This is a genomic window from Rhizobium sp. GW821-FHT14E12 (assembly GCF_058803745.1).
The window spans coordinates 405,670-427,981 of sequence record NZ_JBXAPH010000004.1 but is presented as its reverse complement, the minus strand read 5'-3'; the positions used below and the strand labels follow the sequence as shown (position 1 = coordinate 427,981).

Here is a 22,312-nt window from a genome sequence, read left to right as displayed (position 1 = left end):
CCGACTGAATGAATTGGGAGCCGCGCTGGCCACGGTTGGCGCGGCTCCTCTGTTTCCAACGTGCCTTCATCGATCAACGTTTTCAGGCGGGTACAAGATGACAACCTCTGGCCAACATGCTGTGGACTCCTCCGATTCCGGTTGTGCTAAAGCACTGCCGGCGGATAATGTTGCCCACATGAAGATTTTGATTATCGAAGACGATCTGGAAGCGGCTGCCTATCTCACCAAGGCGTTTCGCGAGGCCGGCATTGTTGCCGACCATGCGAGCGACGGCGAGAGCGGTCTCTTCATGGGCACTGAGAACGTCTACGACGTCGCCATCATCGACCGCATGCTGCCGCGCCGCGACGGTCTTTCCGTCATCAGCGAGCTGCGCCGCAAGGGCGTGCACACGCCGGTTCTCATCCTGTCCGCCCTCGGCCAGGTCGACGATCGCGTCACCGGCCTTCGCGCCGGCGGCGATGACTATCTGCCGAAGCCTTACGCCTTCAGCGAGTTGCTTGCCCGCGTCGAAGTCCTTGGTCGCCGCAAGGGCACGCCGGATCAGGACGTGCTCTACCGCGTTGCCGATCTGGAGCTCGACCGGCTGTCGCATGAGGTCCGGCGCGGCGGCAAGGAGATACCCTTGCAGCCGCGCGAGTTCCGTCTGCTGGAATATCTGATGAAAAATGCCGGTCAGGTGGTGACGCGCACCATGCTGCTCGAAAATGTCTGGGATTATCATTTCGATCCGCAGACGAACGTTATCGACGTCCACGTCTCGCGCCTGCGCTCGAAGATCGAAAAAGACTTCAGCCAGCCGCTGTTGAAGACCATCCGTGGCGCCGGCTACATGATCAAGGACGAAGGATGAGTCGCTTTCGCGTCCTCTTCAAGTCCACCGCAGTCCGCCTTTCCGCCCTCTATATCCTTCTTTTTGCGCTCTGCGCCGCCACGCTCGTCTTCTACGTCACGGCCATGTCCGAGCGCTTGCTGACCGGGCAGATCCGCGATGCCGTGCAGCAGGAAGTCAGCCAGGTCAAGCGCGCCTATGATGTCGGCGGGTTGAACCTGCTGCTGCGCACGATGGAACGCCGCGCCCGTCAGCCGGGCGCCAACCTCTATGTCATCGCCAGCCCCACCGGCGATATCCTCGCCGGCAACGTCGCTTCGGTGCAGCCCGGCGTTCTCGGCCAGGCCGGTTGGACGGAGCTGCCTTTCGTCTATGAACGCTACACGGATTCCGGTGTCGATCCGGAGCGCCGGCATCTGGCCATCGCCAATATCTTCCTCCTCGACAACGGCTTGCGCATTCTGATCGGCCGCGACCTTGGCGAGCCGGAGCGCTTCCGCGTGCTGGTGCGTCAGGCGCTGATGCTGGCGCTGGCGATCATGGGTCTCGGCGCGCTGGTCATCTGGTTCGGCATCGGCCGCAACGCGCTGAAGCGCATCGACCGCATGACCGACGCCAGCCGCAAGATCATGGCCGGCGATCTGTCGCAGCGCCTGCCGGTCGGTGGTTCCGGCGATGAATTCGACCGCATGTCGACATCGCTGAACGCCATGCTCGGACGCATCGAGAAACTGAACGAAGGCCTGCGGCAGGTCTCCGACAATATCGCCCATGACCTCAAGACGCCGTTGACGCGGCTGCGCAACAAGGCGGCGGATGCGCTCGACAATGCCGACGGCGAAGGCCGTCGCGTCGCACTGGAAGGCATTATCGGCGAGTCCGACCAGCTGATCCGCACCTTCAACGCGCTGCTGATGATCTCCCGCGTCGAGGCGGGCTCGGTCGCTGCCGAAATGACCGGCGTCGATCTTTCTTCCATCGTCGCGGATACGGCCGAGCTTTATGAGCCTGTCGCCGAAGAGGCAGGCCTCACTCTGACCGCTGAAATCGAACCGGATGTCGAGGTGCAGGGCAATCGCGAACTGATCGGCCAGGCGATCTTCAATCTCATCGACAATGCCGTCAAATATGCCTCCGGCTGCCCCGGCAAGCAGGCGGTAACACTGAAACTGTCGCGGACGCCGGACGCCGTGAACCTTGCCGTTGAGGATAATGGCCCGGGCATTCCCGCTCACCAGCGGACCGAGGTACTCAAGCGCTTTTTCCGCCTTGACGAGAGCCGCTCCAAGCCCGGCACCGGCCTTGGCCTTTCGCTGGTGGAGGCGGTGATGGAGCTGCATGGTGGCCAGCTGGAACTTTCCGATACCGACCCCGCCAACCCCGATGCCCGTGGCCTCACCGTGACCATGATCTTCCCCACGCAGAAACAATAGGTTAATCCTGCTTCATCGGATTGCTCGAAACATGATCCCGAAAGTCGTTGACGATCTTTGGGATCATGTTTCGATTCAAGGGGTTACTGCGTCTTTGCGTGTTCAATCGGACGTGCGCCGCGGTAGGGAGGACACTGCATGACGATGATGGAAAGCGATTTGTTGCGGAATGTTCCGCCGGGTCGACTTCGGCCGCTCAACCAGACGGAGCTGAAAGCGGCGCTCGCCGACCTCAAGGATATCGCCAAATCGGAACCGGCAATCGCCGCTCTTCTCGATGGCGACAGTTCCTTGCGCGATTTTATCGTCGCCGCATTGACGCTCTCGCCCTATCTTTGTGAAACCGCCAATCTCGATCCGGCATTGCTCGTTGCGGCCATCAGCAAGCCGTTGTCGCCGCAGATCGAGACCCTGGTGGCCGAGGCCCGCCGTGCCTGGCTGCCGGGAGAGAGGGATACATGCTCTCCTTCCGAATCCGAGGTCATGAGCCGTCTGCGCATCGCCAAGCGCCGCGCCGCCTTCCTGATCGCGCTTGCCGACCTCGCTCGCATCTTCGATGGCAGGGTGACGACGCGCTGGTTGAGCGCACTCGCCGAGGCCTCGATTTCGGCGGCGATCGATCATCTGCTGCTGTCGTCGCATGAGGCCGGCAAGATCACGCTTCGCGACCCCGCCGCGCCAAGCCGTGGTTCCGGCCTGATCGTGCTTGGCATGGGCAAGCTCGGCGCCGGCGAGCTGAACTATTCCTCCGATATCGACCTGGTCGTCTTCTTCGACGAAATGGCCGGCATCGTCCCCAATCCCGATGATGCCATCGATATCTTCCCGCGCCTGATGCGCCGCTTGGTGCGTATCCTTCAGGAACGCACTGCCAACGGCTATGTCTTCCGCACCGATCTGCGCCTGCGTCCTGATCCCGGCTCGACGCCGCTTGCCATCCCCGTCGATGCGGCAATGATCTACTACGAGGGCAGGGGACAGAATTGGGAGCGCGCCGCCTTCATTAAGGCGCGCGCCGTTGGCGGTGATATTGCCGCCGGCCAGGCCTTCATCCGCGATCTCGTGCCCTTCGTCTTCCGCAAATATCTCGACTATGCGGCGATATCGGATATCCATTCGATCAAGCGGCAGATCCATGTGCATAAGGGCCACGGCGCGATCGCGGTCAAAGGCCACAACGTCAAGCTTGGCCGTGGCGGCATTCGCGAAATCGAGTTCTTCGTCCAGACGCAGCAGCTGATCGCCGGCGGCCGCATGCCGGAGCTGCGCTCCCGCGCCACCGAGGAAACGCTGGCGGAGCTGACCAAGGCGAAATGGATCGACGCGGAAACGCGCGACGAGCTGACGGAGGCCTATTGGTTCCTGCGCGATGTCGAACACCGCATCCAGATGGTGCGCGACGAGCAGACGCATCTGCTGCCCGAAACCGATGCCGAGCTGAAGCGGGTCGCCTTCATGATGGGCTTCACCGATATCTCCAGCTTCTCCGAGGCGCTGGTCGCCAGGCTGAAGACCGTGGAGCGGCGCTATGCACATCTGTTCGAACAGGAAGCGAAGCTTTCGGGCGGAACGGGCAATCTGGTCTTCACCGGGCAGGGCGACGATCCGGACACGCTGGAGACGCTGCGCCGCCTCGGCTTCGAACGCCCTTCCGACATCTCCAACGTCATCCGCACCTGGCATTACGGCCGCTATCGCGCCACGCAGTCAGTCGAGGCGCGCGAGCGGCTGACCGAACTGACGCCTGAGCTGCTGCGGGTCTTCGGTGAAAGCAAGCGGGCGGACGAGGCGCTGCTGCGCTTCGACAGTTTCATTTCCGGCCTGCCCGCCGGTATCCAGCTTTTCTCGCTGCTGAGCACCAACCCGGCGCTGCTCTCCCTCATCGTCAATATCATGTCGTCGGCACCTCGACTCGCCGAGATCATCGCCGCCAAGCCGCACGTCTTCGACGGGATGCTGGACCCCGGCCTGATGGCGGAGCTGCCAACGCGCGATTATCTGGCCGAGCGCATCACCAGCTTTCTGGCATCGGCGCGGCACTATGAGGAGGTGCTGGACCGCCTGCGCATCTTCGCCTCGGAGCAACGCTTCCTGATCGGCATCCGTCTGCTAACGGGCACGATCGGCGGCGCCATGGCGGCCCGCGCCTTCACCTATCTTGCCGATCTGATTGTTGTGGCGGCGCTGAACGCAGTGATGAAAGAGATCACGGCGGCGCATGGCGACTATCCCGGCGGCCGCGTCGCAGTCATGGGCATGGGCAAGCTTGGCAGCTTCGAGCTCACCGCCGATTCGGACATCGATATCATCCTGCTCTACGACTACGACGACACCGCAGGCGAATCCTCCGGTCCGAAGCCTCTCGACGCCACACGTTATTTTAGCCGCATCACTCAACGGCTGATCGCGGCTCTGTCAGCGCCGACGGCGGAGGGCGTGCTCTACGAGGTCGACATGCGCCTACGTCCCTCCGGCAACAAGGGGCCGGTCGCGACCCGCATCAATTCCTTCGAGAAATACCAGCGCGAGGAGGCCTGGACCTGGGAGCATATGGCGCTATCCCGCGCCCGCCTGATCTGCGGCGATGAGGACCTTATTCTCAGTGCCGAACGGATCATCGGCGAAGTGCTCTCGGCAAAACGAGATATCCCGAAGATCGCCGGAGATGTCGCCGAGATGCGTGGTCTCATCGAACAGGAAAAGCCGCCGGTCAGCATCTGGGACCTGAAGCTGATCCCCGGCGGGCTGATCGATATCGAATTCATTGCGCAATATCTGAGATTGATCGCGCCTGTTCGCGGCGTCGGCATCGATGCCAATGGTTTGAGCACCGGCGAGGCGCTGAAACTGCTTGGCGGCAGCCTGATGGACCGCAACGATCTCGATCTTTGCCTCGAAGCGCTGCATCTCTACACCGAGCTGTCGCAGCTGATCCGGCTCTGCGTCGACGGCCCATTCGATCCGGGCAAGGCGCCCTCGGGATTGATCGAGCTTGTTTGCCGCGCCGGAGACTGCCCCGATATCCGCACGTTGGAGGCGGAGCTGAAGCGGCTGTCGAAAGCGGTGCGGAAAGTTTTTCACTCGGTCGTGAAGGCTTGATTCAGCCCCGGTCGGGGATGCGGATGGCGATGACGGTGCCGATGCCTTCGCGTGAGCGGATCCGCATGCGGCCGTGATGCAGCAATGTCAGTGACCGCGAGATGGCAAGCCCTAGGCCTGAGCCGCCCTTGCTCTTTGCATATTGGCTTTGCACCTGTTCGAAGGGCTGGCCGATCTTGCTGAGCGCCGATTTGGGAATGCCGATACCGGTATCGGCGATGGTCAGCACGACGGCGTCGTCGACCTTTCGGGTGCGCACCGCGATGCGGCCGCCATTGTTGGTGAACTTCACGGCATTGGAGAGGAGATTGAGCAGGATCTGCTTCATGGCGCGGCGGTCGGCCGTCAGCCTGATGCCGGAGGAGATGCTTTGCTCGACGTGGATGTTCTTGCAGGCGGCCGGGATGGAGGTCAGGCGCAGGCATTCTTCGATCAGGGGTGCGAGATCAATCTTCTCGCAGGACAGCTTGATATGGCCCGCCTCGATCTTCGACATATCGAGAATGTCGTTGATGACGTTGAGCAGATGCTTGCCGCTGTCGTGGATATCCTTGGCATACTCATTGTACCGCGCCGAACCGAGCGGACCGAACATCTGGTCCTGCAGGATTTCGGAAAAACCGAGGATGGCGTTGAGCGGCGTGCGCAGTTCATGCGACATGTTGGCGAGGAATTCCGATTTGGCCTTGTTGGCGGCTTCGGCGCGTTCTTTTTCCGCGAGATAATTGGTGTTGGCGGTCGAAAGCTCCGCCTTTTGCCGCTCGAGGATCTGCCGGGAGGCGGAGAGGTCGTTGATCGTTGCCATCAGCCGGCGCTCGGACTCGCGCAGGCGCTCCTGGTTGCGCTTGAGCTGGGTGATGTCGGTGCCGACGGATACCAGGCCGCCATCGCGGGTCCGGCGTTCGTTGATCTGCAGCCAGCGCTCGTCGGCAAGCTGCACTTCCGTCGTCTGCGAATGGTTGGACCGGCCGGGATCGACGATGCGCCGCTCGATGATCGGGCGCGCCGCGGCGGCGTTGACCACTGCGCGTTCCGTGCCCGGCACCAGCACGCCATTCGGCAGGCCGTAAGCTTGCTGGAAATGGTCGTTGCACATCACCAGCCGGTCGTTCTTGTCCCAGAGCACGAAGGCTTCCGAGGTACATTCGATTGCGTCCGCCAGACGCTGGTCGGCCTCGGCATAGCGCTGCGCCAGCCTGTGCTGCTCGGTGACATCCATGGCGATGCCGATCATGTGGACGCGGCCGGAATTGGTGCGGATGACCTGGGCGCGGGCGCGCATCCAGACATAGTGTCCCTTGGCATGACGGATGCGCAGGATCTGGTCGACCTGGCCGGCACTGCCGCGGGTGATCGAGCGCGCCAGCGTATGCAGGCTGTTATCGTCGGGATGCATCAGCCGTTCCGCGTCGGCAAACGACAGCGGCCGGTCGGCGGCCGGCAGGCCGAGCATGTCGTACATCGACCGCGACCAGAAGAATTCGCGGCTGGCGAAATCGAAATCCCAGAGACCGCAGCGGCCGCGCGACAGTGCGGTTTCGACACGCATGTTGGATTCGAGGAAGATCTCGTCGGCGTCGCGCGTCCGTTTCACCTGGGTGTAATAGGCGTAGAGGATCACGAGCAGAATGGAGGAAATGCCAGCAAAGAGCGTGACATTGAGGGTCAACTCATCGCGCCAGAGCTTGTCGATCTGCTCCATGGAGGCCGCGGAGAGGACGAAATCGCCCTTGTCGCCGATTAGCGAGATCGCCGCATAATAGGGCGCCCCGTCGATCATCGTTTCGATCACGCCGGCATGGTCGCCGAAACTGCGGATGGCCGAGACCTCGGGGAAGAAATCGGAGATCGTCAGGCCGATATAGTTGGAACCGGCAGCCGATGAGCCGAAGACGCGACCGCTCGCCTGGACCATAAGCACGAAGGCGCCGGGATCGAGCCGATCCTGCGGCAGGTAGGTCGCGAGCTTCTGCTCGGCGCCATTGCGATCCCCGGCCCGGAACAGGCTGGGATCGTTGGAAAAGGCAGCGGCCGCCGCGGCAATCGAAAGCGATGTCGCCTGGCGGGCCGAGGCTGCCATGCGTCCGTGTTCGGTGATCATACTGAAGAAATGCGAGGCGGCAACGACCATCAAAAAGGAGACGATGAGCACGGGAATGACCCGCTTCAGGATATGTTCCGTTTGCGGAAAACGGCGCGAAATGGTCTCCGCGCGGACTCCCGCTCTGTCGTTAACACCGCTATGCCAGGATTTCAGACCGTCGAAATTAACACGCAGCCGTCCTTCGGCCGCGGTTGCCCGCCGCACGTCCACCATCGCTCTAGCCTTGTCCCTCGTGTGATTCGCTGCGCCGCTCGCCCGAATCTACCCTAATGAATCACTCGTGATTCGCCTTGTCCAGAGGGTCCGGTAAAACTTTGTTAACCATAAGTGATTTCAGCGCTTTTTGTACCCGCAAGGGTAGGGAACGGGCACCCAAGACTCGTTCAGGATGAAAAAGCGGGTGCAAATCACCCGCTTCGATCGCCGGATGGCAAGCGGAAAATCAGTCCTTGAGGATGCGATCCACAATGTCGCGAACGTCGGTCGAAAGGCTGTTGGCGCGTTCGATCTGCATCAAGGCGGAGCGAGCATGGTCGGCGCGAACAGGTTCCAACGATCGCCAGGAGCGCATCGAGGTCAGAATGCGTGCGGCGAGCTGCGGGTTACGCTGGTCGACATCGAGGATTTCCTGCGCGAGGAAACGATAGCCGGCACCATCGGCGCGGCCGAAGGCGGTCGGATTGGAGAAGGCGAAGGTGCCGACGAGGGCGCGCATGCGGTTCGGATTGGTGCGCTTGAAGAAAGGCATCTTCATGAGGCCCTGGATGCGCTCGAGCGTCGCTGCCCCCGGAATGGCCGCCTGGATGGAGAGCCATTTGTCGATCACCAGTGCGTTTTCCGCGAAACGGTCGTGGAAGTCCTGAAGGGCGGCCTTGGCCTCAGCCGTATCTGGGAAACGGTGGGCAAGGATTGTCAGCGCGGCGCTGAGATCGGTCATGTTGTTGGCGCCGTCATAGGCCGCCTTGGCACGGGCAGGGCTATTGTCCGACTGCGAAAGATAGGTAAGGGCGGCATTACGCAATGCCCTCCGTCCGGCGCTCGCCGCGTCCGGGCTGAAGGGGCCAGGTGTCTGCATGCCGTCGTAGAGCGCTGCGAAGATGTTCTTCCCGGCCTCGGCAATCTGCTTGAGGATCGCCTGGCGGCCGGTGTGGATTGCGTCGGGATCGTTATCGCCACCGAGTTCGCGGCCAATGTCGGCCTCGCTCGGCAGAGCGAGTGCCAGGGCGCGGAAGGCGGGCTCCAGGCTCTCGTCACTGGCCGCAGCCAGGAGCGTGTCGATGAAGACGGCATCGCAGGTGACCGGAGCGTCCTCACGAGCGTCGCGGGCGGACTGCAACAGGTTGGGCAGGCCAAGGTCGATCAGCGCCTGCCAGCGGGCAAAATGGTCGGTCTCGTAACGGGCGATCAGCGCCAGATCCTTGGCGCTCTGGCTGAATTGCAGATTGATCGGCGTCGAGAAGCTACGATTGAGCGACAGCACCGGCCGCGACGGGATGCCGTGGAAGACGACCGTCTGCGTCCGCGCCGTCAGGTGCAGGACGTCGCCCGTCAGTTCCGCGCCAGTCACCGATGTCGGCGTCAGCAACGTGCCGTCCTCGGCGATCAGCGCCATGCGCAGTGGAATGTGCAGCGGCGCCTTGCTTGTCTGGCCCGGAGTGGCCGGCTGCATCTGTTCGAGCGACAGCGTGAAGGTCTTCGTGGCGGCATCATAGGCGCCGGAAGCGGTGACGAGCGGCGTGCCGGCCTGGTGATACCAGAGCGAGAACTGCGCGAGGTCGCGGCCGCTGACATCCTCGAAGCATTTGACGAAATCCTCGATCGTCACGGCCTGGCCGTCGTGCCGGTCGAAATAAAGGTCCATGCCCGTCTTGAACAGATCGCGGCCGAGCAGGGTGGCGATCATGCTGGTGACTTCGCTGCCCTTCTCGTAGACCGTCGTCGTGTAGAAATTGTTGATCTCGCGATAGGTCGTCGGACGCACCGGATGGGCGAGGGGGCCGCCATCCTCCGGAAACTGCTCCGATTTCAGATGACGAACTTCGGCGATGCGCGTGACCGGACGCGAGCGCTGGTCGGCGGAAAATTCGTGGTCGCGATAGACTGTCAGGCCTTCCTTGAGGCAGAGCTGGAACCAGTCGCGGCAGGTGATGCGGTTGCCAGTCCAGTTGTGGAAATATTCGTGCGCGATGATCCGCTCGATATTGGCATAGTCGGCGTCGGTGGCGATATCAGGATTGGCAAGGACATATTTGTCGTTGAAGACGTTGAGCCCCTTGTTCTCCATCGCGCCCATGTTGAAATCGGAGACGGCGACGATCATGAAGATGTCGAGATCGTATTCGCGGCCGAACCGCTCCTCATCCCATGTCATAGAGCGCTTCAGCGCGTCCATCGCATAGGTTGCGCGCGGCTCCTTGCCGTGTTCGACATAGATCTTCAGCGCGACTTCGCGGCCGGACGCGGTGACGAACGTATCCTCGACCACGCCGAGATCGCCGGCGACCAGCGCAAAGAGGTAGCTCGGCTTCGGATGCGGGTCGAACCAGGCGGCGAAATGCTTGCCCTCGCCATAACCGGCACCGCCGAGGAAATTACCGTTCGACAGCAGCAGCGGATTGGCGGCCTTGTCGGCGATGATGTTGACCGTGTAGGGCGCAAGAACATCGGGCCGATCGGGGAAGTAAGTGATGCGGCGGAAGCCTTCGGCCTCGCATTGGGTACAGTAGACGCCGCTGGTGCGGTAGAGCCCCATGAGCTGCGTATTGGCTTCGGGATTGATGACTGTCGTGATCGTCAGTTCGAAGGGCGCGCTTTCCGGCAGGTTCTTGACCGTCAAGCTATCGGGCGTTGCCGCATACTGTTCGGCTGGCAGTTCGGTCTGGTCGAGCAACAGTCCCGAAAGGACAAGCTCGTCTCCGTCGAGTACCAGCGGTGCCTTGGGATCGATGCCTTCGCGGCGATGGAAGATCAGCCGGGCTTCGACCTTGGTCTCCGTCGGATGCAGATCGAAGGTAAGGTCCACGCGTTCCAGAACGAAGTCGGTGGGACGATAGTCTGCCAGATGAACGATCTGGCCGGTGTCTGTTCGCATGGTCTATCCTGATCGGGCTGATACTGCGGCGGGCATTGATCCGGAGCAATGCTCTGGAGCGAAATCCGCCGCATCATTGCATCGAAATCTGAACTAAAGTTAAAGTCATGTCATCGCATCGCTGCAATTTGTGACGGCGGGAAAGTATTTGATCGAGAAGGTTGTGCTTTATTTCAGGTTGAAAGCAGTCCTGATCACATCGTCGGCTTCGGTCTGTTGCACGACGACGCCGTACCATCCGAGACCATCATAATCCTCGTAGCCGAGCGTCTTGGCGTAGGCGACGATGGCGCCGTTATTGTCGTAATAGCTTCCCCGCGTCATGCCTTCGGGATTGGCAAGCGCGAAATGCGAGAACATCAGTTTCGGGTCGCTGCAGGCGATCACGCGCCTCTTGCCGTCAAGCAGCATCACCACGGTCTTTTCGGCGACCTGCGGCGGCAGATTGGCTTCCTTGTCGACGATCGCCTGTCCCTGGTTTTGCCAGTCAAAATAGACACCCAGCGTGCCGATCTGCTTGCCGTCCGATCGTCCGCCTTCGCGAATGCCGGTGGCGTAGACGAGCGCGTTTCGCCGCTCGTGGAACTCGCTCGGCCGAACCTCGTCGACGACATAGTCATCCCCCGACCGGCAGGCCGCGGCCGCCCTGAACCAGGGATCCGAGGCAAGATTGGCGCCGGCGAGCATGCGCTGGTAGGCGGGATTGGCCGAGGCGATGACCTGTCCCTTCATGTCGGTCACGACCAGATCGAGATAGACCGTATAGAAGCGATTGATGACACCGAGCCGTTCGGCGGCAAAGGCGATGCGTTGTGGCTGCGGGTCCTGAAGCGCTTCCCAGAGGGCCGTGTCGGTTGCCCACCAGCGGACGTCGGCGGTGCGCTCGAAGAGATTGCGGACGATGAGCTGGACCAGCGTCTGGGCGAGATCGGTCAGGCGAACGCCCTCCATCTCCTCCACCAGAGCTTCGGCCATGCCGCGGCTGACGCCGATGCGGCTGAGTACGTTATCCTGAAATTTGCTTGCGATATCGGTGGCGATCTGAGCGAGGCGCTGCACTTCGTTGGCGACCACGGCGAAGCCCTTGCCGGTTTCGCCGGCACGGGCGGCCTCGATCAGTGCGTTGATCGCCAGAAGCTTGATCTGCTTGACGACATGGGTGTTATCGGTGCTGAAGCGCTCGAGGTCCTTGCCGATGCCATCGGTCACGACGCGCATCGAGCGCGGCGTTACCGCATGCTGCTGAGAGCTCCGTTTCATCGATGGGGCTGCTGTCATCGGACCAAGACCTCGTAAACAGTAAAAGCTGAAGTAGTTATCGGAAATACATGTTGTGCCGCTGGAATTATTGAATGCGGTGAAATGAAGTTGAAATACTATGGTTTTTAAAAGGTTAATATGGCCTGTTCTGAAGTAGCCATATCGTTTTAACCCAAAAAAAGTCTTGGCCGCGCGACCTAAGACGATCAGTCGACTGTTGACGACACCGGAGGAACGGGTGGCTCGCCACCGCGTACCGGGAGCGGGATCGACTGGAAGTCGGTCTTCTCGATACGGCCTTCGTTTGGCTTGCGCCTGGCGATGCGCCAGCCGGCATAGCCGGCATAGAGGGCGAAGGCGAGTGCCAGGAACCAGAGAAGGCCGGATGGCCCCGCGAATTCCATCATCGCGCCGCCGACCAGCGGCCCGGAGACGGTGCCGAGCCCGTAGAGCAGCATGATGCCGCTGGAAATGGTGACATATTCGTCGGGTGCGGCGCGGTCGTTGGCATGGGCGACATTGAGCGCATAGATCGGATAGAGCACGGTGCCGATGAAGAAGCCGGCGACATAGAGCGTCATCAGCGTATGCGCGTCGAACAATGTCATGATGATGCAGGCGAGGACACCGATGCCGCCGCAGACGATCATGACGTAGCGCCGGTCCACCAGGTCGGAGATGCGGCCGATCGGCATTTGCGACACCGCGCCGCCAGCGAGCACGCAGGCAAGCAGCGTCGCTCCCTCGGCCGTGTTCATGCCGACATTCTGGGTGTAGACGCCGCCAAGACTGCTCCAGGTGCCGGAGAGGGCGCCCGATAGCAGCGAGCCGATGAAGGCGATGGGCGACAACCGGTAAAGCTTCGGCAGGTCGAACTTGGCCTCATGGATTGGCGTCGGCGACTTGGCGGTCGAGAGTGCCGTCGGCAGCATGGCGAGCGCGAAGATGATGCCGCAGAGGATGAAAAGCGAGGTATTGCTGGGATCGCCGAGTGGCACCAGATATTGGCCGCCGATCGAGCCGATCAAGCAGGTGATCATGTAAACGGAGAAGATGGTCGCGCGGTTTTCGTTGTTGACCCGCTCGTTCAGCCAGCTCTCGATGATGAGGTAGGCGCCGGCGATGCCGAAGCCGCTGATGCAGCGGAAGGCGAGCCAGGCACGCCAATCGACCATCAATGCGCATAGCAGGATGCCGATGCTGAGCAGCGAGATCAGCGCGCCAAAGACGCGCACATGCCCCACTCGCCGCACGAAGCGCGGCGTGATGATGCAGGATATGGTGAAGCCGAACGTATAGCCGGTGGCGATCACCGAGATGGTGAAGGTCGACCAGCCCTCCGCTACCGAGCGGATCGGAACGACGAAATTCATCAGGCCATAGCCGATCATCATCAACAGCGTTGACAGCATCAGACTGGCGATCGAGACGAGGCTGGCCAGCATTGGAACGGGATTCCGGTCAAGTGGGTTGAAAAACGCGCCGATTGCCACGGCCATCTTGCTCTAACCCGGCAAGGATGCGCGATCAATCGCGACTCTGTGTGACGCGGATGGTCGTTCCCGTCTTGCGATCACGCGCGGCTATGGAAAAGGCAGTTAGGAAAGCATTTTTTGTTTAACCTATTGCGACAACTGTGTTTATAGCATGCTATGTTGTGCCAGTATTGTACACGGTGACGATAAATTTGTGTAAGAATTAGAAACATTCCTTGCCTATTGGTATTTAAAAGGGCGCCATAAGGAGGCCCGCTTGAGCTTTTCCGTCGAGCAACTTGCTCGCCATCCCGAATTCGTATCTTCCTTGCGCTTTCTGGCGGAGGCGCTGCGGAACCGTTATGACAGCGGACCGCGGATTGCGCGCTTGCTTGCCTCGCAACAGCGCTGGCTTTTGACCCAGATGGCCTATGCGCTTCATCTGGAATACGATCCCGCCATACCCGGTTCCGGCCTGACCGCCGTCGAGCTTCGCAATCTCATTACTCATTACCGCGTGGCAAGCCGCAATACCGTGCTGACCTACATCGAGGAATTGCTGACCTATCGCTTCCTCGTTCCAGCTTCCGGCCCGGTCCTGCGCCCGCGGCGCTATGAGCCGGCGGAGATCAGCCATGCTGCGATGTTCAGTTGGTTTCTCGCCAATCTTGCCGCTCTCGACCTCATCGACAATGGCAGCCGTGCCGTGACGCTTGCCACCCATCCGGGGTTGTTCGATCTGGCGCAGCCACGCATGGCGCGCCGCTGTCTGGAAGACACGGCCTGGCGCGAGCCGCCGGAGCGTGTCGGCATGTTTCTCTGGACGGAGGCTGGCGGCCTCGTGGTCGACAATCTCATGTCCCGGCTGGATCCGAGTGCAGAGGCCGATGGTCGTATCGACCTTGGCCGTATCGATGCGCGCGCCATCGCCGCGCAGTTCATGATGTCGCGCACTCATTTGCAGCGCCTTTTGCGCAAGGCCGCCGACCACGGCTGCATCGGCTGGTACGACGAGCCGAAGAAGACGCGGCTATGGATGTCGCGTGACTTTCTCGATGAATATTGCAGCTGGCAAGCGGTGAAGTTCGCGGCTGTGGACGAGGGGTTCGAATGGGCGCAAGCCGTTGTGGCGGGCGCCGCGCCGAGGGAATGATCCGAAGAAAAAACGCCGGGCTAGGCCCGGCGCGTACTTCATGAAAATTGATGATGAAAATCCGAAACGAAAAAGGGCGGGATCATCGATCCCGCCCTTTCCAAACTTACAGGGGAATGCCAGCCGCCGCTGCATGGGCGGGGCTTATTTCGCGCTTCGCGACCTTATGCAGGCCTCGGGAGCGCTCGAATTCTTCCGCCGCGCGCACCGCCGAGCCGATATGCCCAACAGTATCGAGGAGGGTGAAGAGGGAACGAAATCCTGCAGACATGATGTGATCCTTCTTCAGCACTGACGAAAATCGGCGAATATGGCGGTCGGGCGGGCAACGCGCGCGGAAATCCCGGTGCCGCGAGCAGTCATCTGCTCATTAGCGGCAATACCGACGCTGCGATGGCCGTTGATGGCGCGCACAGGTTCAATGGCGCGGCGCAGGGTATCAAACCCGCAATGGATAGGTCGAAAACGTGCTGTCACGGCCTTGGTTCCTTTTAAAGTTCCTCCCAAGACACGCACTATATATTGCAGTGCAGCATTGATTTCGCAATGCACGCAATTGGGGTGCTGCTATGCGCAAGATGCATGGCAGCTTTCATATTCCGTTAATGCTGCTAAAAAATTAGCCTTTGGTTTCGGCGTCGATGCGCGTTCTGAAGGCTAACAGGTCATTCCAGGCCAATCGCTTGTTGATTGGGGCGGTGAGCAATTCCTGGGGGTGGAGGCTGGCGATCGCCGGTATCGCTCGGCCGGATATCGTCACGTCCCGCCATTGGCCGCGCAGGCCGTGGATCGTTTCGTTGCTTCCAAAGAAGTGGCGGGCCGTGAAATTGCCAAGCAGCAGCAGGGCTTGCGGTTCGGCAAGAGTGATCTGCCGCTCGATGAAGGGGCGGCAGATCTCGATTTCCGGCGCCGACGGCGCGCGATTGCCCGGCGGTCGCCAGGGGATGACATTGGTGAGCAGGATATCGTCGCGCTTGAGGCCGATGGCAGCCAGCATCTTGTCGAGCAACAATCCCGTCCGCCCGGCAAAGGGCGCACCCTCGCGGTCGTCATCGGCGCTCGGCATCGGGCCGATCACCATGATCCGGCCCTCCGGGGTGCCGCTGGCGAAGATGGTCGAGCGGGCGCTGTTTTTCAGATTGCAGCTATTGAAAGCCTCGAGCGCCGTCTTGAGTTCACTGAGAGACCGCGCGCTTTCGGCCGCGAAGCGGGCCTGCTCGACGGCTTGTTCGTCTGGAATGGCAGGTGCGTTGCGGGGCGCCGCTGCAGGGGCGGCGGCGTTTGGCGCAGCCTGACGGCGCTCCGGCTGTTGTGCCAGTCGTGCTGCTGCGGGTTGCTGTGCCTCGACACGCGGCTGAGCCGCCCGCGCACCCTGCCGAGCGGCCTTCATCGCGTCGAACTCGGCAAAGCGGTCGACGGCCTCTTCTTCCAGCAGCCACTCCACGCCGGCATCCGCATGAAAATGCAGAAGGGCGGCGAGTTCGGCTGGCGAGAGGTCGTTGGCGGAGATCATGGGTGAACTGTAACCAACCCGGCAGGGCAGGGGAAGTGCTGAGTTCCCTTCCTTCTCACGCCGTCCACTGACTGATGTCGTCACGCTCGCCGATCAGGGCGAGACCGTGGGCGATCGACAGCAATTCGCCGCCGGTCTCGATCCGCTCCTGACCGAAGCGCTCGGTGAAGATGCGGCGCACGGCCGGCACGAAGGAGGTGCCGCCGGTGAGGAATACCTTGTCGATGGTGTCGGGCGACGTGTTGGTGGTCGTCAGCACGTCATCGAGCGCGCCTTCGATGCGGGAGAGATCGTCGCCGATCCAGCGCTCGAAATCGGCGCGGCGCACCGTCTTGCGGCCGGCCTTGCCAAGCGGCGGGAAATTGAATTCGGCTTCTTCTTCGGCCGACAGCGCCATCTTCGTCGCCGACACCGCCTGATAGAGTGGATAGCCCTCGTCATGTTCGACAAGATCGATGAAGGTCTCCAGCTTGTCCGGCTCCATGCTACTGCGCACCAGCTTCTTCAGGTCGGCATATTCGCGCGAGGTCTTGAAGATCGAAAGCTGGTTCCAGCGGCCGAAATTGGCGTAGTAGGAGGTGGGCACTTCCAGCAGCTTGTCGAAGCTCTTGAAGTAGCTGCCCTTGCCGATCTCCGGCGAGACGATGTTGTCGATCATCCGGAAGTCGAAATGATCGCCGGCGATGCCGACACCGGAATGGCCGATCGGCGTCGCCGTCAGCCGACCGGCATGGCTCTCGAAGCGGATCAGCGAATAGTCCGTCGTGCCGCCGCCGAAGTCGGCGACCAGCACGGTCGCATCCGTCTTCAGATGCTGGGCGAAGTAAAAGGCGGCTGCCACCGGTTCGTAGACATAGTGGATTTCCGGAAAGCCGAAGCGAGACAGCGCCTCGTTGTAGCGTGCGGTGGCAAGCTCCGGATCAGGATTGGCGCCGGCAAAATGCACCGGCCGGCCCGCAACAATGCGGCCGACTTCCGCCGGCCAGCCATCGCCGGCATAGGCTCGCAGACGGCGCACGAAGATCTCCATCAGATCCTCGAACGTATGGCGCTTGGCGTAGATCAGCGTGCCCTGAAAAAGCGCGCTGGCGGCAAAAGTCTTGATCGATTGCAGAAAGCGACAGTCGCCGGGATTGTCGATGAACTGACGGATGGCGGCATGCCCGGCTTCGACCTTCAAAGCCGCGGCACCCAATCCCGGATCCTTCATGAAAGACAGCGCCGTACGCATGCTGTCCGCCGTGCCGGCCGCGCTGGTGAAGGCGACCGATTGCGTCGACGGACCGTCGGCCAGAGCCAGAACCGTATTCGTTGTGCCGAAGTCAAGACCAAGCGCCCGAGCCATGCCCGCACTCCCTTCTGTCGAAATTTTATGGAATGGGACCGATGCCCCTCATGGAACGCAAGACGCGCCCCTGTCTGAAAGAGGGCGCGTCATGGCATGGCTGGATTGCAAGCGCAAGACAGGAGGACGGATTTATTTGGGCGAGATCCGATCCGGAAACGGCCTCGTGCTTTTCGCCGCGCCGTCCTTGAGTTCGAGACCGTGCCAAAGCGAAACGGGCGCCTTCTCGGCGCCCGTCATCTATCACTCGGCCGCGATAGCGGTCGGCCTTTCCTCTTCGTGAGGATGTTTGTCCTTGCGCTTGCCGAGGCGGCCGACGAAGTCGTTCAGGCGGTTCATTTCGAGGAAGATGACCGGCGTGATGAACAGCGTCAGGATCTGCGAGACGACGAGACCACCGACGACGGCGATACCGAGCGGCTGTCGCAGCTCCGAGCTGGCGCCACCGCCGACGGCGATCGGCAGCGCGCCGAGCAGGGCGCAGAAAGTCGTCATCATGATCGGACGGAAGCGGCGCACGCAGGCTTCATGGATCGCCTCCGCGGGCGATATGCCGGCGGTCGTTCGCAGTGTTTCCAGCGCCACGTCGATCATCATGATCGCGTTCTTCTTGACGATACCGATCAGCATCAAGAGGCCGATGAGCGCGATGATCGACAGGTCAAAGCCGAAGAGCTTCAGGGCGAGCAGCGCGCCGAGGGCCGCGGCCGGCAGACCGGAAAGAATGGTCAGCGGGTGGATGAAGCTTTCATAGAGAACGCCGAGGACTACATAGATCGTCAGCACGGCGGCTAGGATCAGGTAAGGTGTGCTGCCCTGCGACTGCTGGAAGATCTGCGCGGTGCCGCCGTAGGACGTGAAGACGTCTGCCGGCACATTCAGGTCCTTCTTGATCTGTTCGATTTGAGCGGTGGCGTCGCCGAGCGCCTCGCCGGCCGGCAGGTTGAAGGACACCGTGGTCGAAACGAGCTGTCCGGTCTGGTTGATGGTGACCGGACCGGTCGTGCGTTCGACATGCGCGAAGTTCGATAGCGGAACGAGGGCGCCGCTTGCCGAGGCGATCTGGATCTCCTGAAGCTTCTGGTCATCCCAGGGCTTGCTGGTGTCGAATTCGACGATGACGTCGTAGCTGTCGCCGGTGGATTGGATCTGCGCGGCTTCGTAGCTGCTGAAAGCCTCTTCCAGCGTGGTGCGCAACTGGTTGTTATTGATGCCGTAGGCTGCGGCCTTTTCGGTATCGACGACGATATTGGCTTGAAGCGCATTGTTCTGCTCGTCCGACGTCACGTCGGTAAAGCGCGGATCGCGCCGCATGGTGTCTTCGATCTTGTTGGCCCAGAGGTTGGTCTGGTCGGCACTGAGCGCCTGGACGACGAGCTGATACTGGCTGGCCGTTTGGCGGCCGCCAAAACGAAGGCTCTGCTGTGGCGTGATGAAGGCCTTGATACCGGCGATCTTGCCGATACTGGCGCGCAGTTCACGCAATGTCGTGTCCAGAGGCTCGCGCTGATCCTTCGGCTTCAGTTCGACGAACATCGTGCCGTTGTTCAACGGCTGGCGCGCATTGCCGCCGACGATCGACATGACATGGGCAACGGCGGGGTTCTGCTTGATGGCGGCTGCCGCCTGATTCTGCAGATCGCGCATGGCTGCATAGGAAATATCCTGGCGGGCCTGGGTGGATATCTGCAGGCGGCCGATATCTTCCTGCGGGAAGAAGCTCGCCGGCAGCACCATGAACAGGTAGAGGGACAGACCGATCGAGCCGGCGAAGCAGAGAAGAACGATGCTCCGGTTGCGCAGACACCAGGCGACACCCCTGTCGTAGCCGCGCTGGACCCAGTCGAAGCCGATATTGAAGAGGCGCACCGGCAGCGGTGGCGGGCGGTGGTCGTTGGAAAGCCGAGAGCTGAGCATCGGCGTGACGGTCAGGGAGACGATCGCCGACGACACGATGGCGATGGCGACCACCATGCCGAATTCGTTGAAGATACGACCGACCACGCCGCCCATCAGCAGGATCGGAATGAAGACCGCGATCAGCGAGATCGACATCGAGATGATGGTGTAGCTGACTTCCGCCGAGCCCTTGATCGCCGCCTGCAGCACCGGCATGCCTTCCTCGACGTGCCGCAATATGTTTTCAAGCATGACGATGGCATCGTCCACCACAAGGCCGACCGCGAGCGTCAATCCCAGCAGCGAGATGTTGTCGACGCTGTATCCGAGCACATACATCATGCCGAATGTCGCGATCAGCGACAGCGGCACGGCAAGACCCGGAATGATCGTTGCCATCAGCTTGCCGGTAAAGAGATAGATGACCAGGACGACGAGGCTGATCGTCAGCAACAGCGTGAATTTGACGTCGGCAATGGCATCGCGGATCGGCTGTGCCGAATCGTTCATGATGCTCGTCTTCACCGAAGCCGGGATTTCCGCGTGCAACTGCGGCAGCTTGGCATTGATCGCATCGACCACGTCGACGGTGTTGGCGTCCGGCTGGCGCTGAACGGCGAGAATGATCGCCCGTTTGCCGTCATACCAGGAGCCCGTATTGGTGTTCTGCACGCTGTCCTGGACGTCGGCGACATCGCTCAGGTGGATCGGCGCCCCATTGGGGTTGGCGATGACCAGCGTGCGGAACTGCTGGGCGTTGAGCAGCTGAGTGTTGGCATTGACTGTCATGCTCTGCGAATTGTTCTGCAGAGTGCCGATCGGAACCTGGCTGTTGGCGTTGGAAAGGGCCGTATTGACGGTATCGATACCGATGCCGCGGTTCTGCAGCTTGTTCGGGTCGACTTCGACGCGCACGGCGTAGGTCTGCGCGCCATAGACGGTTACCTGGGCGACGCCGGAAATGGTCGACAGCGACGGCGAGATGATGTCTTCGGCGATTTCATCGAGCTTGCTGCGCGGCATCGTATCGCTTTGTACGGCGAGCAGCAGGATCGGCGCATCGGCCGGATTGGTCTTGCGATAGCTTGGCGGCACGGTCAGATTGTCGGGCAGCTGGCGCGTCGCGTTCGAGATTGCCGCCTGGACGTCGGCGGCGGCGGCATCGATATCGCGGCTGAGGTCGAATTGCAGAACGATGCTGGTATTGCCGAGCGAGTTCGTCGACGAGATTTCACTGATGCCCGGGATGGTTTCAAACTGCTTGATCAGCGGTGTCGAAACCGAGGTCGCCATGGTCTGCGGGGAGGCGCCGGTCAGCTGTGCGGTAACGTTGACGGTTGGAAAGTCGACCTGGGGCAGGGCCGCCACGGGCACGAGCTGATAGCCGGCCAGACCGGCCATGACTACACCCAGGGCCAGAAGTGTCGTCGCAACCGGCCGTTGGATACAGAAATTGGGGATCATTGCTGTGCTCCAACCGTGATCGTTTCGGTTTTCTGACCCGACGCGCCGTCGGCCGAGGCGACATTCTGGGACTTGCCATCGTTGAACTGTTCGACAACGCTCTGGCCGTCGTTGAGTTGCACCTGGCCCTCGACCACCACATGATCACCTTCCGAAAGACCCGTGGCGACGGCGGTGAAGCCGCCATTCTGGCGGGCGACGGTGACCGGCGTCATATGAACCTTGTTATCCTTGACGACGAAGGCGTAGAAGCCCTCGGCACCGGGGCTGACTGCAACCGTGGGCGCGACGATGACTGGCTGGCTGTCGTTGAAGTGCACGACGATATTGACCGACTGGCCGGGCCAGATCGCGCCATTGGCATTGTCGAACTTTGCCTTGGCGAGGATGGTGCCGGAGGCGGCGTCGACCTGATTGTCATAAAAGCTCATCGCGCCTTGGCGCGCCTTGCCTTGTTCCGACCGGGGCACGGTGCTGACCGGCACGGAGCCGGTCTTCATCGCTTCTTCCAGTTCGCGAAGATGGCTCTCCTGCAGATGGAACTTGACGTAGATCGGATCGTACTGTGCGATCGATACGATCGCCGTGCCCGGGCTCACATAGGCGCCGACGCTGAGAGCGACGTCGCCGAGGCGGCCATTATAGGGCGCGCGGATCTGGGTGTTCTCAAGCAGGACCTGATCGGAGGCGAGCTGTGCCTTGTCGCCATTGACCGTTGCCACGGCGGTATCGCGTGACGCGACGGCCTGGTCCAGCGTCTGCTGCGTGCCGGCGCCGTTCAACAGGCTCTTGGCGCGCGTGAGGGCGGATTCGGCTTGCGTCAGGGTCGCCTGATCCTTGGCCAGCGTCGCCTGGTCCTTGTCGACCGAGGCCTGGGCCGTGCGCGGATCGAGCTTGGCGATCAGGTCGCCGGCTTTGACCATGGCGCCGTCCTGAGCCTCTATCGAGACGATGATACCGGACTCCTGCGCGGCGATCGTTGTCGTATCCTGCGCATCGGCCCAGCCGGTGGCGGTGACATCGTTGGCAAGCGTCGTTTTGGTGACCGCCACGGTTTTGACGACCTGTGCGGCGGCCTGGCGCTTGCCATGGCCGCCGGCATCCGCCGTCTTGGCGCTGTCCTCGGTCTTGGCGGACGCCTTGTCGACGAAAGCGGACATAAAGGGAATACGGTCGCGGTAATTCCATATTGCAAAGGCGGCAATAACGAGGAGGCCGAGAGAGAGCCAGAATTTCTTCATATTTAAGAACCGGTCGAGGCGAGTTGCGGGAAATGCGATGACTTCGAAGTGGATTTGTTGCGGCGCAAACAAAGACGGGTTTCGCTACAACTCCTCACATCGCCGTTACCGCTAACGTTCGGTTATTCTGTCCCTATAACGCGAATTCGTGAACGCCATTCCGCCGCAATTTACCACAGTTCGCGGTGGTGAAAAATTAAAGCTTGGAAAGCTTTGCCGGCGCGACGCTTCTCGCAGCGCAGCAAATGACCGAAATGACTATTTTTTGATTGCCGCCATGTAATAAAACTGGGGCAAAGTCGATTTTTGCTGGGTTTATCTTGAAACGGCGAGTCCCGTCGTCATGGCGAGACTCGCTGTTACTCACGCAATTGTGTTGCCTTTGGTGGTTTCAGTCGGC

At 61.3% G+C, this 22,312-nt stretch carries 14 protein-coding genes; 4 read left to right on the top strand and 10 right to left on the bottom strand.

Features of this window, described 5'->3' with window-relative positions:
* The first annotated feature begins 97 nt into the window (after nt 1-97).
* The 3 genes from AC1RO0_RS18910 (at nt 98) to AC1RO0_RS18900 (ending at nt 5,367) form a co-directional block, all read left to right on the top strand.
* Entirely contained in the window at nt 98-856 is a 759-nt protein-coding gene (locus AC1RO0_RS18910; protein ID WP_153366283.1) for a response regulator transcription factor, read from the top strand.
* Nucleotides 853-2,268, top strand: coding sequence for a sensor histidine kinase (locus tag AC1RO0_RS18905; protein WP_498594352.1), 1,416 nt, complete (start codon nt 853-855; stop codon nt 2,266-2,268). Before AC1RO0_RS18910 ends, AC1RO0_RS18905 begins: the two co-directional genes overlap by 4 nt.
* Nucleotides 2,269-2,406: 138 nt before the next feature.
* A complete protein-coding gene (locus tag AC1RO0_RS18900; RefSeq protein WP_498594351.1) occupies nt 2,407-5,367 on the top strand; it encodes a bifunctional [glutamine synthetase] adenylyltransferase/[glutamine synthetase]-adenylyl-L-tyrosine phosphorylase in 2,961 nt (986 codons plus the stop codon).
* 1 nt (nt 5,368) lies between these two features.
* Here the strand turns inward: AC1RO0_RS18900 and AC1RO0_RS18895 are convergent, their stop codons facing one another.
* The 4 genes from AC1RO0_RS18895 to AC1RO0_RS18880 all read right to left on the bottom strand — a co-directional run bounded on the left by AC1RO0_RS18895 (nt 5,369) and on the right by AC1RO0_RS18880 (nt 13,267).
* Nucleotides 5,369-7,684: a PAS domain-containing sensor histidine kinase gene (locus AC1RO0_RS18895; protein ID WP_498594350.1), complete on the bottom strand. Its 2,316-nt coding sequence runs from the start codon at nt 7,682-7,684 to the stop codon at nt 5,369-5,371.
* Between the two features lie 229 nt (nt 7,685-7,913).
* On the bottom strand, nt 7,914-10,562 hold the full coding sequence (gene pepN, locus AC1RO0_RS18890; RefSeq protein ID WP_498594349.1) for an aminopeptidase N: 2,649 nt from the start codon (nt 10,560-10,562) through the stop codon (nt 7,914-7,916).
* A gap of 168 nt (nt 10,563-10,730) precedes the next feature.
* A complete protein-coding gene (locus AC1RO0_RS18885) occupies nt 10,731-11,840 on the bottom strand; it encodes a methyl-accepting chemotaxis protein (protein ID WP_498594348.1) in 1,110 nt (369 codons plus the stop codon).
* 188 nt (nt 11,841-12,028) lie between these two features.
* Nucleotides 12,029-13,267, bottom strand: coding sequence for an MFS transporter (locus AC1RO0_RS18880; protein ID WP_498594347.1), 1,239 nt, complete (start codon nt 13,265-13,267; stop codon nt 12,029-12,031).
* A gap of 307 nt (nt 13,268-13,574) precedes the next feature.
* Here AC1RO0_RS18880 and AC1RO0_RS18875 point away from each other — a divergent pair, with 307 nt between their 5' ends.
* Nucleotides 13,575-14,450: a hypothetical protein gene (locus AC1RO0_RS18875; RefSeq protein WP_498594346.1), complete on the top strand. Its 876-nt coding sequence runs from the start codon at nt 13,575-13,577 to the stop codon at nt 14,448-14,450.
* A 106-nt stretch (nt 14,451-14,556) separates the two neighbouring features.
* On the opposite strand, the gene AC1RO0_RS18870 is transcribed toward AC1RO0_RS18875, so the two are convergent.
* From AC1RO0_RS18870 to AC1RO0_RS18845, 6 genes are all read right to left on the bottom strand, one after another.
* Nucleotides 14,557-14,721 (bottom strand): hypothetical protein, encoded by a 165-nt coding sequence (locus AC1RO0_RS18870; protein WP_498594345.1) that lies wholly within the window; start codon nt 14,719-14,721, stop codon nt 14,557-14,559.
* Nucleotides 14,722-14,735: 14 nt separating this feature from the next.
* Complete coding sequence (locus tag AC1RO0_RS18865; RefSeq protein ID WP_371109154.1) at nt 14,736-14,927, bottom strand: hypothetical protein; 192 nt, start codon at nt 14,925-14,927, stop codon at nt 14,736-14,738.
* Nucleotides 14,928-15,069: 142 nt separating this feature from the next.
* The gene (locus AC1RO0_RS18860; RefSeq protein ID WP_498594344.1) at nt 15,070-15,963 is read right to left on the bottom strand and encodes a uracil-DNA glycosylase; all 894 of its coding nucleotides are present in this window, start codon (nt 15,961-15,963) and stop codon (nt 15,070-15,072) included.
* A 55-nt stretch (nt 15,964-16,018) separates the two neighbouring features.
* On the bottom strand, nt 16,019-17,308 hold the full coding sequence (locus tag AC1RO0_RS18855; protein WP_498594343.1) for an Hsp70 family protein: 1,290 nt from the start codon (nt 17,306-17,308) through the stop codon (nt 16,019-16,021).
* A 243-nt stretch (nt 17,309-17,551) separates the two neighbouring features.
* Nucleotides 17,552-20,671 (bottom strand): efflux RND transporter permease subunit, encoded by a 3,120-nt coding sequence (locus tag AC1RO0_RS18850; protein ID WP_498594342.1) that lies wholly within the window; start codon nt 20,669-20,671, stop codon nt 17,552-17,554.
* On the bottom strand, nt 20,668-21,912 hold the full coding sequence (locus AC1RO0_RS18845) for an efflux RND transporter periplasmic adaptor subunit (RefSeq protein WP_498594341.1): 1,245 nt from the start codon (nt 21,910-21,912) through the stop codon (nt 20,668-20,670). The genes AC1RO0_RS18850 and AC1RO0_RS18845 overlap by 4 nt, the downstream gene beginning before the upstream one ends.
* Nucleotides 21,913-22,312 lie beyond the last annotated feature (400 nt).